This window comes from Paraburkholderia sp. Tr-20389 (assembly GCF_017104565.1).
Lineage (GTDB): Bacteria > Pseudomonadota > Gammaproteobacteria > Burkholderiales > Burkholderiaceae > Paraburkholderia.
This window is the reverse complement of sequence record NZ_JAAGPD010000008.1, coordinates 121422-134630: the sequence shown is the minus strand read 5'-3', so window position 1 is coordinate 134630 and position 13209 is coordinate 121422. Positions and strand designations below refer to the sequence as shown.

The window sequence follows — 13209 nt, the reverse complement described above, 5'->3', positions numbered from 1 at the left end:
TGACAATAGATATCGGGATTGTTTAACGCTATCGTCCGCGAGATGAACGGCCAGCGGATGAAAAGCGGAACCTTGAATTTGGCTGATGTAATGCATAGTCTGTTAAGGCAAACCGATCACCCTGCCATGTGCATTTTTCGGGTTGATCTGAATGGCATGCCAAAACGAGAATGACCATGCGCGTTCTACTCGTCGAAGATCACCCCTTGTTTGCTCGTGCGCTCCGGGACGAGATAGTACGCCTGGCGCCGGGTTGTCATGTCACGCTCGTAGGGAGCGTATCGGAAGTCGTCAAGGCGCTTGTGTCGACATCTTTCGATCTGGTACTGGCGGATCTGAATGTGCCCGGCGCGACGGGACTGTCTCTACTAAGAACTATCCGCAATCAGTGCGATACACGCGTCGCCGTCATATCGGCAACGGATAGCCCCGAAGTGGTGCGCGAAATCTTCGACGAGCGCGCAGTGGGATTCATTTCCAAAGCGACCAGCAACGAAGGGTTTTCACACGCGCTTTATTTGATCCTTGCGGGCGGCTCGCATTTCCCGGATCTCGTGTACACGAAGGTTGAAACGCGGAAAGAAGGGCGAGCATTGACGAGCCGTGAGCGGTCCGTCATGCGGCTGATCGTCGAGGGAAAACAGAACAAGGAAATAGCAAAAGAACTGGCGCTCGGCATTCCGACGGTAAAAAGCCACGTGAAGCATATTTACGCCAAACTCGGCGTACGGTCGCGTGTCGCTGCTTCGATCAAGGCGGGAGAAGCGGGCATCGTCCCGGATGTGCGGAACGGCCGATGAGCAGCATCGCAACCGGTCCGTCGCGGACTGAGCGCCCGCATCATACGCCGATACGCGAGCATGTCATGGCAGCGTTCTGCCACGACGTGCGTCAACCGCTCAAGGCGGCCATGCTGCGCATTACATCGCTCAGACGCAGCGAGCCGGATGGCCAGCGTCAGGAAATGTTCGACGAGCTGGAATCGAATCTCGACGAAATCGCCAACATGAGCGAGACGGTGCTCGATGCGCTCAGAGTGACTGGCACGGCGGCGACGCCGGCCGCGAGCGTAATCGAAGTTGGAGATCTGCTTGCGAGGGTGTGCGGAGATTTCTCGTCCGTCGCGGATCGACGCGGATTGAGACTGCGGGCGCGGCCTTCACCGTATGTCATCGTATCTGACGCAGCGCTGATCCGGCGGATCCTGTCGAACCTCGTGATGAACGCGCTTCAATACACGCGCACGGGTGGCGTAATGGTCGCAGCGCGGCGTATCGGCCGTGACCTTTCCATCGAGGTATGGGACACCGGGCCGGGCATACTCCACGCGGAACTCGAGGATATCTTCTCGCTATATCGGCGCGGCGATCGCGACTGCGGCACGGGATCTTACGATAGTCACTGCGGTATTGGCTTATGGAGCGGTCGCGAATTCGCGCGCCTGCTGGGTGGTACGCTGACGGCGGCGTCGAGAAGCGGACGCGGCAGCGTCTTTCGTCTTCGCTTGCCTGCTGACGCGATCAGGCTCACACGGGCTACGCCGCGCCTGAGGCGCTTCAGGGCACGCGTCGCGCTGCTCGGCCCGGACGCCGGAAGCATGCTTCCTCTCGTGCATGACATACACGCCGCTGCGCTGGTCGCGTTCTCCGATCCGCTTCAGCTGCTTGAGGCGCTCGGCGATCGATCGAGCCGGCCACACATTGTGTTGATTGACATCGGGACAGGCGAGGCAGAGGTCGATTTGCTCGTGAAGTTTTTGCGCGCACGATGCCAGGAATTGTGTGTAGGGATTCTCGCCGGCAATGCGATCGACTGCACGGCGTCTGTCGTCGCGAAACTCGGTGTGCCTGTCTGGTCGAAACCTTTGAGCCTTGCGCATCTCCGCGACTTATGCGAGACGGTGGCGTTGCGAAAGCCCGTTCGGACGAGGCCTTGACGAGCGCCGGAACGGCTTTCGGAGCACGCTATTCATCGAAGGCAATCGAATCCATGGCGCCATGTACGATCGCGCTACCTTCGATGGGCGGCTCAAAGCCCCTCCCTTCAGCCCGGCGTTACAGATACCACCGATACTCCCGCCCGCTGATCTCGTTTCTGAAATCGAGTTCCTCGTTTCGCTTGTTCTCGCAATACACCATGACGAACTCGCTGCCCATCCCTTCTCGAACGGCCGCATGATCCTGCATCGCGGCGACGGCCGACAGCATGTCCTTCGGGAAGCCGATGCCGCTGCCGCGATCCTCGTTCAATGGTGCGATCGGCTCGATGCCGGCGTCGAGGCCCTGTTCCATGCCGGTCAGAATCGCCGCGAGCACCAGGTACGGGTTCGCGTCCGCACTAGCAAGACGATGTTCGATCCGCAGGTTCTTTGCATCGGATTCGGGAATCCGTATGCACGCGTCGCGATCCTCGAAACCCCAGCTTGCGCGGCTCGCCGCGTTCACCATCGAGCCATACCGCCGGTACGCGTTGTGGTTGGGCGCGAACACCGGCATGCAGTGCGGCAACAACCCGAGACAACCCGCCACCGCATGACGCAGCGGGCGCTGGCTATCGAGCGCGAGCAGATTGCGGCCGCCCTCGTCGTAGAGGCTCACGTGCACATGCATTCCGCTGCCCGGTGCGTGCAGGTACGGCTTGCCCATGAAGCTCGCGCGATAGCCGTGCTTCAACGCGACACCGCGCGTGCTGCGGCAGAACATGGCTGACCAGTCTGCGGCGCGTAGCCCGTCGTCGCAATGGCCGAAGTTGATCTCGAACTGCCCTGGCCCGAGTTCGGCGGTAATCACGGTGGCGTCGATGCCCTGCTCGCAGGCGACGTCGACCGTCTCGTGCAGCACGTCGGAGAAACGCGTCAGCCGCTCGATATGCATGTTCGGCTGATCGTCGGGATCGTCGCTCAGGCGATCGCGCGGATAGCGGGGCATGCCGTGCTCCAGCTGCGCATCGAACAGATAGAACTCGAGTTCAAATGCGACGACGGGCCGGATGCCGCGCTGCGCGAGACGTCCCAGCACACGTGCAAGCACCTCGCGCGGCTCGAACACGACTGGCGCGTCGGTGCCGTCGGTCGTGATCAGCATCTGGCCGAGCGGCTGCTTTTCCCAGCTCACTCGCTTCAGCGTGCCTGGAATCAGGCGGCGCACCGCGTCCGGGTCGCCGTCGTTGAAGCAGTAGTCGCCGATCTTGTAGAGCCCACCCTGCGTGCCGAGCAGGATGCAGTTCTGCGGCAGCTTGAGCAGCGAGCCCGCTGCAACCTGTTCGAGCGCGTCAACGGGATAGCGCTTGCCGTAGAAGTGCCCCGGCAGATCGAGGCAGATCAGATCGACGTAGTGGATCTCCGGATGCGCGGCGCGAAACGCGCGGACTTCAGCGAGCAGATCGGCAGTGGCGGCATGCATGATTCTCTTCCTCGGCGTGCTGGAGCGACGGTGTGTGACGACGTTGAGACGAACTCGAACGGCGAACGTTCGCGATGCGGCAGTCCGCCGAAGCTGCGTGGTATGCGAGCTGATCTGCGCGGACGAGCGATACGCCGCCCGTGCGAACTCAGGTGAAGACCCAGATGACCCGTGTCGGCTGGTCGGTGAGATTCGCGTAGCGGAAGCGTGCGCGCGCGGGCACCTGGAAAGCGTCGTTCGGTCCGAGCGTGACGGGTTCATCGTTGTCGAGCCAAACGGTGAGTTCGCCTTCGAGCACGAAGCCGCCCTGTTCGTCGCGGTCGTCGACGGGGCGCTCGCCGCTGCTTGCACCTGGTGCGAGATGGCTTTCGAGCATCGAGAAGCGCGCGCGCATGTTCGGCGACACGAGGATGTCCGTGATGCCCTCGGCGTAGTACAACGTGCGACGCTCTCCGGGACGCGTGACCCACGGCACCGAGCGAGGTTTGCTCAAGCTATAGAAATAGGTGTGCGGCGTGTCGAGCGCGTCGCAGATCGCAGTCAGGTCGGCGACCGTCGGTCGTGACAGCCCGCGCTCGACCTGCGACAGAAAGCCCACCGAGCGCCCCATCTTGTCGGCCAGTTCGCTCAGCGTGACCTTGCGATGCTTGCGCAGATCCCGGATCAGGATCGCGAGGCCTTCTATTTCTTCCTGCTCGTTCATGAAGCGGTTCCTTGTTCAGACTGTGTCGCGCAATCGGTACCAGGCCTTACCGATTGCTTCGAGCGGTGCGGCTAGCCGCTCGCCGCCAGGAAAGCTTGGGTTGCGGATGCCCTGATACAGCGCGAGCAGCCTGTCGTCGCCGAGGATTGCATCGGCGACGGCGCGCGCGCCCGCGAGCGTGGGCAGCACGCCGTGACCCGAATAGCCTTGCAGCCAGTAACGCTGAGCGTGACGGCCGATGTCAGGCGTGCGGCGCATGCTGATGTCAAGGTGTCCGCCCCATGCGAACTCGACCTTCACACCGCGTAGCTGCGGGAATGCGCGTTCGAGCGGACGGCGCGTGGCCTCTGCGATGTTCGCGGGAATACCGCCGAGATACGTGCAGCCGCCGCCGAACAGCAGCCGGTTGTCGGGGCTCAGCCGGAAGTAGTCGGGCACGAACTGATTGTCGATCACGCAGCTGTTGCGCGGCAGCAGCGAGCGGGCCTGTTCGGGATCGAGCGGTTCGGTCGCCACCTGGTAGGTGCCGACGGGCAGCAGGCGCCTCGCAAGTTCTTGATCCAGCCGGTCGATGTAGGCATTGCACGCAAGTACGAGCACGTCCGCCCGCACTTCTCCGCTCGTGGCGCGCGCGACGTAGCCAGACGACGTCTCGCGATAGTCGAGCACACGGCTCTGTTCGAAGATCCGGCCGCCTGCGCGCACGAATGCCTGCGCGAGGCCTAGTGCGAGCTTGAGCGGATTCAGATGACCGGCTTCCGGATCGTAGAGCGCGCCGAGATATCGCGGGCTGCCGATCCATTCGGACATCTCGTCGCGCGCAATCACGCGCAGGCGATCGTAGCCCCAGCGCTCGGCCGCCTCGTCGCGCGCCCGTTCGAGCAACGCGGCACGGCGGGAACGGACAGCGGCCCACAAACTGCCCGGACGATAGTCGATGTCGAAACCATGCCGTACCGGCAGATCGCGAATTTCGGCGGCGGCCCAGCGCATGCTGTCCCAGAGTTCACGGGCACGCGCACGACCCAGTGAATCCTCGAGCGGCTGCATGTCGCACGACCAGCCCAGCAGCGCCTGCCCACCGTTGCGCCCGGACGCGGCCCACGCGACGCGGCTCGCCTCGAGCACGATCACGCGCTTGCCCGCCGACGCGAGCCGCAACGCGGTGTGCAGCCCGCTGAAACCCGCGCCGACGACCAGCACATCGGCCTCCAGACGCTCGTGCAGCGCGGGATGCAGCGGGATTGGCGCGGACAGCGTACCGGCGTAGTAGCTCGTCACGTGTTGGGCCGACTGCGCGAACATGGGCGCTCCCGTGAAAATTCATTCGTGAAATTTCATGAAAAAATAACACTGAATTTTCATGCGGGCAAGGAGGGGAATTGCCGACGAGCACGCATTGCACGAACGCTTATGCCGATTCGCGTCCGATCCGTTCATCGACCACGTCGACAAATGCACGCTTCGTCGCGCTGTCGAGTTGCGTGTACGCGAGACCAATACCCGTACGAAGATTGCGAAGGTCGAGCGGTCTCGCCGTGACTTTGGGCGGCAGCGCGATTGCCGCTTGCGCGGGAATTACCCCGATTCCAAGTCCCGCCGCGACGAGTGCGAGCATCGTCGTGTATTCGCCGAGTTCCTTTTCGATCTGAAGGGTCACGCCTTGCTGTTTGAAGGCAACGAGAACTTCGTCGTAGAAGCCGGGCGCGTATCGGCGTGCGAGCATGAAGACGGGACGCTCACGCAGATCCGTTGGCCGTATCAGCTTCAATCGGGAAAGCGCATGACGTGCCGGTACAGCAACGACAAAAGATTCCTTCAGCACGACGCGTGTTTCGACGCCTGTGCCATGCACGGGGAGGCGGATGAGGCCGAAGTCGAGCTTGTTGTCGTGCAGTGCTGCAATCTGGTCGGGCGTCGGCATGTCCTTGAGTTCCAGCGTGATGCGCGGATAGCGCTCATGCATCGCGCGCATGAGAGCGGGCAGCAACTCGGGCAGCACGGACGACACGAACGCAATCCGCAGCGTGCCGATTTCCCCCTGGGACGAAAGGCGCGCGGTTTGTTCCGCGCGTTGTGCCTGATGCAGCGTCGCGCGCGCTTCGGGCAGGAATAGCGCACCCGTCTGCGACAGTGCCACCTTGTGGCGGTCGCGCTCGAACAGCTTGGCCTGCAGTTCTTCTTCGAGCGACTTGATCTGCATGCTGAGCGCGGGCTGCACGATGCACAGGCGCTCTGCGGCGCGACCGAAATGCAACTCTTCCGCCAGGGCGACGAATGCGCGCAGATGTTTCAGTTCCATTGTCGTCTCCAACCGTCCGTCCGGGTCGTGTGTTCGCAAGCGGCGCCAGCGTTCTGCGGTCATCACGATTCATGATAACAGCGTCACGAAAGACTATTGGCGCGGCGGCTGCCGTTGCGGTGAACTAGACGTCATGGAGGAACGGCGCGGAACCGACGATCTCACGCGCTACGCACGCAATGACGAATAGAGCACTCGAACGATTCAATCTGACCGGCCGGCGCGCCCTGATCACAGGATCTTCTCGCGGCATCGGGCTGGCGCTCGCACGCGGACTTGCCGAGGCGGGTGCGGCTGTTGTCATCAATGCACGTGACCAAGACGGTGCACGAGATGCACTGAGCCGCCTGCACGAAGAAGGACTGGACGCAACGGTTGCGCCTTTCGATGTGACGAAAGCCGATGATGTCGCGGCTGCGATCGATGCGTTGGAAGCGCATACAGGGCCCATCGACATTCTCGTGAACAACGCCGGTATCCAGCGCCGCGCGCCGCTTGAGTCCTTTTCATCGCAGGACTGGAACGAACTGATGAGCGTGAATCTCGACGGCGTGTTCCATGTCTCGCAGGCCGTGGCGCGTCACATGCTGCCGCGAGGGCGCGGCAAGATCATCAACATCTGCTCGGTGCAGAGCGAACTGGCCAGGCCGACCATCGCGCCGTATGCCGCTTCGAAGGGCGCCGTGCGCATGCTGACCAAAGGAATGTGCGCCGACTGGGCGCGCCACGGCATTCAGGTCAACGCGATCGCGCCGGGTTACTTCGCGACCGATCTGAATCGCGCACTCGTCGACGATCCGGAATTCTCTGCATGGCTCTGCAAGCGGACGCCGGCTGGACGCTGGGGAAATGTCGACGAACTGTGCGGGGCTGCTGTGTTTCTCGCATCCGATGCATCGAGCTTCGTCAACGGGCAAACGCTCTTTGTCGACGGCGGCCTTACCAGCGTGGTCTGACGCGCACGCCTGAACGACATCGACAACGAACAGGAGACATCGATCATGTATTGCCAAGCGACGCGCCATCGTCGTATCCGCATGCTGACGGGCATTGCCTTCGCATTCACGGCCTGCTGTGCCCACGCTTCCGACTGGATCGTGTCGGGCAATGACGGCAAGTATCAGCGCGTCGAGGGACGCGACACCTATCCCGCCGATCCTCGCCCCGACACGCTGACGCTGCTCGACGCAAGCCACTTCCCGCCCAACGTGACGGTCGAGGTCGAGGTCGAAAACGGCATCCAGGGGCCGCCGCAAGCCGTCGCCATCACGCCCGATGCATCGCTCGCATTCGTCGGCGCACCGACGCGCTACGACAGGGACGCGAAGAAACTGCTGATGGATTCGTTCGTGCAGATCGTCGACATGCGGGCTTCGCCGCCTGCCGTCACGCGGCTCGACATAGGAAGTCATCCGCAAGGTATCGCAATCGATCGCAGTGGCCGTCTCGCGCTCGTCGCATGTGTCGACGGCAGCGTGGTGGTGCTCGGCATCGACGGTAATCACGCGGCGATCGTCGATACGCTGAAGATCGCGAAAAAGCGTCTTGCGGGTGTGAGCTTCACCCACGACGGCCGACACGCACTCGTCGCACTGCGCGACGAACAGGGCGTGGCCGTGCTCGACGTAACGCAAGGACATGTGACCGACAGCGGCATGCGTCTTTCGAGCGGCGTGGCGCCCTATACCGTCGACGTCTCCAGCGACGGCAAGTGGGCAGTCGTCAGCGATGTCGGCCTCGCCGGACTGCCGTCGTACGAGGGCAAGCTCGCAGGCGATGCAGACACGGTGACGCTCATCGACGTATCGCACGAGCCGTTTCGCGCCGTTCAGCATGTGAGCGTTCCATCCCTGCCGGAAGGTGTCGCGATCTCGCCCGACGGCAAGTGGATCGGCGTGCAGGCAATGGACGGCTCGAATCTCACGCCCGACAACCCCGGCCGTCACGCGCGCGGCAAGGTCGTGCTGTTCGCCATCCGCAACGGGCAGGCGGCGAAGGTGGCGGAAGTCCCAGGCGGCGAAGCGGCGCAAGGCATCGTGTTCACGGCGGACAGCAAGTATCTGATCGTCCAGTTCAATGTCGAGAAACAGCTTGCGCTGTATGCGGTGGACGGTGGCCATTTGCATGATACGGGTACGCGAATCGCACTCACGGGCGGTCCTTCGTCGCTACGCACGACTCCGCGCTAACCCTTCCTCAACTTCATGAATGAGCGAGTCAACATTCGTATGGGCACTTCACGCAAGCACGTAGTTGTATTCCGCAAGATTCCCGACGATCTGCTCGGGCGCATCGCTGAACGTCACGACGTGGTCGTCGCCGATCCGAGGCGCGCCGACGAGTTGCCGCGCTTTCGCGACGCGCTGCGCGATGCATGCGGCCTGATCGGTTCGAGCTACAAGCTCGGCGCCTCCGAGCTTGCCGAAGCGGTTAACCTGCGCGTCATTTCGAGCATCTCGGTCGGTGTCGACAACTACGAGCTGCCGTTTCTCAAACAGCGCGGCATCACGCTCTGTCACACGCCGGGCGTGCTGACGGAGACCACGGCCGACACGGTATTCGCGCTCATCATCGCGACGTCGCGACGGCTGGTCGAACTGTCGAATCATGTGCGCGAAGGCCGCTGGACGCGCAACATCGGCGACGACCTGTTCGGATGGGATGTGCACGGCAAGACGCTCGGTGTGCTGGGCTTCGGACGCATCGGCCAGGCTGTGGCGCGGCGCGCTGCGCTCGGCTTCGAGATGCCTGTGATCTATCACGATCCGTTCGACGTGCCCGTGCCCGCCGTTCTCGACGGGCGCGTGCAGCGCGCATCGTTCGACGACGTGCTGGCGCGCGCCGATATCGTCGCGCTGACGCTGCCGCTCTCCGACGAGACACGCGGCCTGATGGACGCCAGGGCCTTCGCGACGATGAAACCCGGCGCGATCTTCGTCAACGGTTCGCGGGGCGCGATCGTGCGTGAAGACGCGCTTCTGGCGGCGCTCGACAGCGGTCACTTGCGTGCGGCCGGGCTCGATGTGTTCGCCGTCGAACCGCTGCCGCACGATTCGCCGCTGCGCAGCCACCCGAAGGTCACGCCGCTGCCTCACATCGGCTCGGCCACTCACGAAACGCGGCGGGCCATGGCCGAACTCGCAACGGAAAACCTGCTGCGCGTGCTCGACGGCGCAGCGCCCGTGTCGGCATTCGACCTGTCCAGGATCTGACGGAGAAGCCACCATGCCCCATTCGATTCCCACGCTATGCGGCTCATTGGCGGGCCAGCCGTTCACGTTCAACGTGAAAGTGCATAACGCAGCCTATCGGGCAATCGGCATCGACTACACGTTCGTGAGCTTCGGCGCGGACGACGCGGCGCTCGCCGTTCAGGCGATACGTACGCTCGGCATACGCGGCATGAACGTGACGATGCCGCACAAGCAGGCGGTCATTGCGCACCTCGATGCCCTCGACGAGACCGCGCGCGAGATCGGCGCAGTCAATACGATCGACAACCGCGATGGCTATCTCACGGGCTACAACACGGACTGCACGGGGGCCGTGCGTGCACTCGAAGAGGTGACGGCGCTTGCGGGTCAGCGCATCGCGCTGCTTGGCGCGGGCGGTGCGGCGCGCGCGATTGCCTGGGGCGCGAAACGCGCGGGTGCACAGGTCACGGTGTTCAACCGGACAGCGTCGCGCGGCGAGGCGCTCGCTCGCGATTTCGACATCGCATTCGGCGGCGTGCTCGACGATTTTCGACCTGGAGATTTCGACGGCGTGGTGAATGCGACAGCCGCGGGCTTTCGTGCACCGGACGTCAATCCGCTGGCGGGGCGGCAACTGCAGTCGCATCTGTTCGTGATGGACGCAGCGTTCCTGCCTGTGCGCACAAAACTGGTTCGCGATGCCACCGCGATCGGATGCCGTGTCGTCGACGGAACGCGAATGCTGCTGCATCAGTTCTGCGGACAGATCGAGCTTTATACCGGCAAGCCGGCACCGCTCGACGTCATGAGTATCGCGCTGCTCGACGAGATAGCGCGGGTGGAAGCAGGCGAAGCACGACAGTGCTCGACAAGCGAAGCCTAGGGCGAGACTGCATCGAGAGCCTCCCGTCAGAGGAGGCCTGGCAGATTGGAAGGGTAACGACCCGCGCGTCCGCAAGGTACGGCTGCGGCATCGAGATCTGAAGGAGACGACATGAAGCATCAGCACACCGTTGCAGCCAATCCTGACATTGGCGCGGGCATCACGACGACCAGCGAGAGCGCGAGCCGTCACAACGTGACGAACGCGGATCTATATCGGGCGGCGTGGGCCGCCTCGCTCGGCAGCGCGCTCGAGTACTACGACTTCGCGCTCTACAACCTCGCGTCCGCATTGATATTCGGGCCGCTGTTCTTTCCGTCGAGCGATCCGGCGATGGGGCTGATCGCGAGCTTCGGTGCGTACTTTCTCGGCTTTGCGATCCGGCCGGTGGGCGGGATCGTGTTCGGTGCGCTCGGTGACCGTTACGGGCGAAAGTTCGTGCTCACGGCGACGATTCTGCTGATGGGCATTGCCAGTACGATGATCGGCGTTCTGCCCACTTACGCGAGCGCGGGCATCTGGGCGCCCATTCTGCTGGTCGGCTGCCGCCTGCTGCAAGGACTCGGTGCCGGCGCGGAGCAGGCGGGCGCGGCCGTGCTGATGGCGGAATACGCACCTGCAAAGCGACGTGGCTACTTTGCGGCGCTGCCGTTCATGGGTGTGCTGCTGGGAACCGTAATGGCGGCGGCGATCTACTTCGCGCTCGTGCGCGTCGACGACTTGTCGCAGTCGTGGCTGTGGCGCGTGCCGTTCCTGTTGAGCGTGGTGATCATCGCGATTGCGATCTGGATTCGCCTGCGGCTCAAGGAATCGCCGTCGTTCTCGAAGCTCGAAGCGCGTCAGCAGGTGAAGGACAGCCCGTTGACGCACCTGATGCGGCATTCGAAGCCGATGGTGCTGAAGGTGATCGGCCTGCGCATGGCGGAGAACGGCGGCTCGTCGATCTATCAGTCGCTCGCGATCAGCTATATCGCGACTGCAACAGGCCTGAAAGGGCAGATCGGCCCGGTCGCGCTGTTGCTGGCCGGTGCATCGGGTGCCGTCATCATTCCGTTGGCAGGCGTGCTGAGCGATCGCTTCGGACGCGTGCCCGTCTATCGCGCTTTCGCGCTTTATCAATTGCTGCTCGCGTTTCCGACCTGGTGGGTGCTGAGTCTGGGCAATCCGGGCGCAAGCATCGCGATGCTGTGTGTGGCGCTTGCGGGTGTCTGGGGCATGTTCGCGACGCAGGGCGCACTGCTTCCCGAACTCTTCGGCGCACAGCATCGGTATGCCGGCGTGGCCGTTGGACGTGAGTTGTCGGCTGTCGTCGCCGGCGGAGTGGCGCCGCTCATCGGCGCGTCGATTATCGCGTGGACTACGAGCCATTGGGGTGGAAGGGACGGGACGATCCTCGCGTGGATTCCGCTCGCCGCGTACGTGGTGATACTGAGCGTGATCGGTGTGGTCACGACCTTCTATCTGCCGGAGACTCGGGGACGTGATCTCGATGACCTGGAGGATGCCGGCGTTGTCGAGCCAGGCAATCGATGAAGGTGTAGATGGACTCGTCCGGCTCGAACCCGTGTCGGACGAGATGAACACACAAAAAACGCGTGAGCGTTGCATTCGAACTGCCACGAATCCATATACGTCCGGGCGCGTCTCATTTCGGACAAAAAAGCCTGCGATACTCGGTCGGCGAACATCCTTTCATCGCCTTGAATTGACGGGCGAAGTAAGTCGGGTCCGAGTAACCCACTCTCGCGCCGACTTGCGCAACAGGGAGTTCGCCTTGGGCGAGCAGGGCGCACGCGTGACCGATTCGCCGCTGCATGATGTATTCGCTCACCGACAAGCGCGTGCTGCGCTTGAACAAGCGCTGAAGCTGGCTGGTGCTGAGGTGCGCAATTTCGGCCAGGCTGTCCAGCGCCACCTGCTCCGTGTAGTGCTCATTGAGCCAATCGAGCACACGGGTTAGCCGCGTTCTTTCGCGCGCCCCTCCAACCGGCTTGATCTCATTCGATGCGAGTGTCGATCGCTCGATGTCGCCGCACAATTCGAGGAGTATCTCCAGGAGTCCGAGCCAATGTCGTGCGGGCGGCGCTCCGACCAATGCCTGTAGGCGTGTACGGATGTTCGCGCTCGCCGTGGAACTGAATGAAATCCCTCGGCCTGCCTCGACCAGCAGCCCATGCACCGGTCGCAATTCCGGCGAGTGATCGATGAGTGCGGTAATCCAGGGCTCTGTAAACCAGCATACGAGCGCCTGGTGTCGAGGCCCCTTCAGCGTCGCGCGTGACTGCCACGCGTGAGGCAAATTAGGCCCGAGCATCACGAGGTCGCCGTCCCCATAGTTCTCTACGTGATCGCCCACGAATCGCATCCCGACGCTGTTCAGCGTCAGCGTGAGTTCAAACTCGGGGTGGTAGTGCCAGTTGAATGGGAACTCGGGGAGTTGTCGGTCGAATAGCAACCAGGACCGGTCCGGCGGAATCACCACGGTTTCAAGCCAGGGGCGCACGACTAGACTCCTTCACGCATCGGACCACGCTCGGAATGCGGTAATTCTACAAGATCACGCCGCGGCGGTGACACTCCGCAAAGCCGATTCGCGACATCATCCCCTCACGAACAAGGGAGACGGCAATGACGGCAAGCAGTCTGAATCTGAAGGTCCGAGGAAGCGATCGGCGCAAGCGCGTCGACGGCCAGAGCGGCGGATGGCCGGTGAGTGAGTTCGGCGC

Annotated in this window: 12 protein-coding genes; 7 read left to right on the top strand and 5 right to left on the bottom strand. The window is 63.0% G+C overall.

Annotated elements, in window-relative coordinates; all coding sequences use genetic code 11:
- Nucleotides 1–176: 176 nt before the first annotated feature.
- Nucleotides 177–800 carry a response regulator transcription factor gene (locus G3N95_RS12040; protein WP_205970209.1) on the top strand — a complete coding sequence of 208 codons (624 nt, stop codon included), beginning with the start codon at nucleotides 177–179 and terminating at the stop codon, nucleotides 798–800.
- Nucleotides 797–1936 carry an ATP-binding protein gene (locus G3N95_RS12035; RefSeq protein WP_205970208.1) on the top strand — a complete coding sequence of 380 codons (1140 nt, stop codon included), beginning with the start codon at nucleotides 797–799 and terminating at the stop codon, nucleotides 1934–1936. The genes G3N95_RS12040 and G3N95_RS12035 overlap by 4 nt, the downstream gene beginning before the upstream one ends.
- A gap of 118 nt (nucleotides 1937–2054) precedes the next feature.
- On the opposite strand, the gene G3N95_RS12030 is transcribed toward G3N95_RS12035, so the two are convergent.
- The 4 genes from G3N95_RS12030 to G3N95_RS12015 form a co-directional block, all read right to left on the bottom strand.
- Nucleotides 2055–3401 (bottom strand): glutamine synthetase family protein, encoded by a 1347-nt coding sequence (locus tag G3N95_RS12030; RefSeq protein ID WP_205970207.1) that lies wholly within the window; start codon nucleotides 3399–3401, stop codon nucleotides 2055–2057.
- A gap of 148 nt (nucleotides 3402–3549) precedes the next feature.
- Nucleotides 3550–4104 carry an XRE family transcriptional regulator gene (locus G3N95_RS12025; protein ID WP_205970206.1) on the bottom strand — a complete coding sequence of 185 codons (555 nt, stop codon included), beginning with the start codon at nucleotides 4102–4104 and terminating at the stop codon, nucleotides 3550–3552.
- Nucleotides 4105–4119: 15 nt separating this feature from the next.
- On the bottom strand, nucleotides 4120–5409 hold the full coding sequence (locus G3N95_RS12020) for an FAD-binding oxidoreductase (protein ID WP_205970205.1): 1290 nt from the start codon (nucleotides 5407–5409) through the stop codon (nucleotides 4120–4122).
- A gap of 106 nt (nucleotides 5410–5515) precedes the next feature.
- Nucleotides 5516–6406, bottom strand: coding sequence for a LysR family transcriptional regulator (locus G3N95_RS12015; RefSeq protein ID WP_205970204.1), 891 nt, complete (start codon nucleotides 6404–6406; stop codon nucleotides 5516–5518).
- Nucleotides 6407–6585: 179 nt separating this feature from the next.
- On the opposite strand from G3N95_RS12015, the gene G3N95_RS12010 reads away from it, so the two are divergent.
- From G3N95_RS12010 to G3N95_RS11990, 5 genes are all read left to right on the top strand, one after another.
- Entirely contained in the window at nucleotides 6586–7362 is a 777-nt protein-coding gene (locus G3N95_RS12010) for an SDR family oxidoreductase (RefSeq protein WP_205970203.1), read from the top strand.
- Between the two features lie 45 nt (nucleotides 7363–7407).
- Nucleotides 7408–8595, top strand: a complete 1188-nt coding sequence (locus G3N95_RS12005; RefSeq protein WP_205970202.1) for a YncE family protein — start codon at nucleotides 7408–7410, stop codon at nucleotides 8593–8595.
- A 39-nt stretch (nucleotides 8596–8634) separates the two neighbouring features.
- Complete coding sequence (locus tag G3N95_RS12000; RefSeq protein ID WP_205970201.1) at nucleotides 8635–9618, top strand: D-glycerate dehydrogenase; 984 nt, start codon at nucleotides 8635–8637, stop codon at nucleotides 9616–9618.
- A 13-nt stretch (nucleotides 9619–9631) separates the two neighbouring features.
- Nucleotides 9632–10483, top strand: a complete 852-nt coding sequence (locus G3N95_RS11995) for a shikimate dehydrogenase (protein ID WP_205970200.1) — start codon at nucleotides 9632–9634, stop codon at nucleotides 10481–10483.
- 111 nt (nucleotides 10484–10594) lie between these two features.
- Complete coding sequence (locus tag G3N95_RS11990; RefSeq protein ID WP_205970199.1) at nucleotides 10595–12016, top strand: MFS transporter; 1422 nt, start codon at nucleotides 10595–10597, stop codon at nucleotides 12014–12016.
- Between the two features lie 112 nt (nucleotides 12017–12128).
- Here the strand turns inward: G3N95_RS11990 and G3N95_RS11985 are convergent, their stop codons facing one another.
- Nucleotides 12129–12986, bottom strand: coding sequence for an AraC family transcriptional regulator (locus G3N95_RS11985; RefSeq protein WP_205970198.1), 858 nt, complete (start codon nucleotides 12984–12986; stop codon nucleotides 12129–12131).
- Nucleotides 12987–13209 lie beyond the last annotated feature (223 nt).

Coding starts and splice junctions, on each gene's coding strand:
- G3N95_RS12040 (WP_205970209.1), top strand. CDS start 177: ATGCGCGTTCTACTCGTCGAAGATCACCCCTTGTTTGCTCGTGCGCTC.
- G3N95_RS12035 (WP_205970208.1), top strand. CDS start 797: ATGAGCAGCATCGCAACCGGTCCGTCGCGGACTGAGCGCCCGCATCAT.
- G3N95_RS12030 (WP_205970207.1), bottom strand. CDS start 3,401: ATGCATGCCGCCACTGCCGATCTGCTCGCTGAAGTCCGCGCGTTTCGC.
- G3N95_RS12025 (WP_205970206.1), bottom strand. CDS start 4,104: ATGAACGAGCAGGAAGAAATAGAAGGCCTCGCGATCCTGATCCGGGAT.
- G3N95_RS12020 (WP_205970205.1), bottom strand. CDS start 5,409: ATGTTCGCGCAGTCGGCCCAACACGTGACGAGCTACTACGCCGGTACG.
- G3N95_RS12015 (WP_205970204.1), bottom strand. CDS start 6,406: ATGGAACTGAAACATCTGCGCGCATTCGTCGCCCTGGCGGAAGAGTTG.
- G3N95_RS12010 (WP_205970203.1), top strand. CDS start 6,586: ATGACGAATAGAGCACTCGAACGATTCAATCTGACCGGCCGGCGCGCC.
- G3N95_RS12005 (WP_205970202.1), top strand. CDS start 7,408: ATGTATTGCCAAGCGACGCGCCATCGTCGTATCCGCATGCTGACGGGC.
- G3N95_RS12000 (WP_205970201.1), top strand. CDS start 8,635: ATGGGCACTTCACGCAAGCACGTAGTTGTATTCCGCAAGATTCCCGAC.
- G3N95_RS11995 (WP_205970200.1), top strand. CDS start 9,632: ATGCCCCATTCGATTCCCACGCTATGCGGCTCATTGGCGGGCCAGCCG.
- G3N95_RS11990 (WP_205970199.1), top strand. CDS start 10,595: ATGAAGCATCAGCACACCGTTGCAGCCAATCCTGACATTGGCGCGGGC.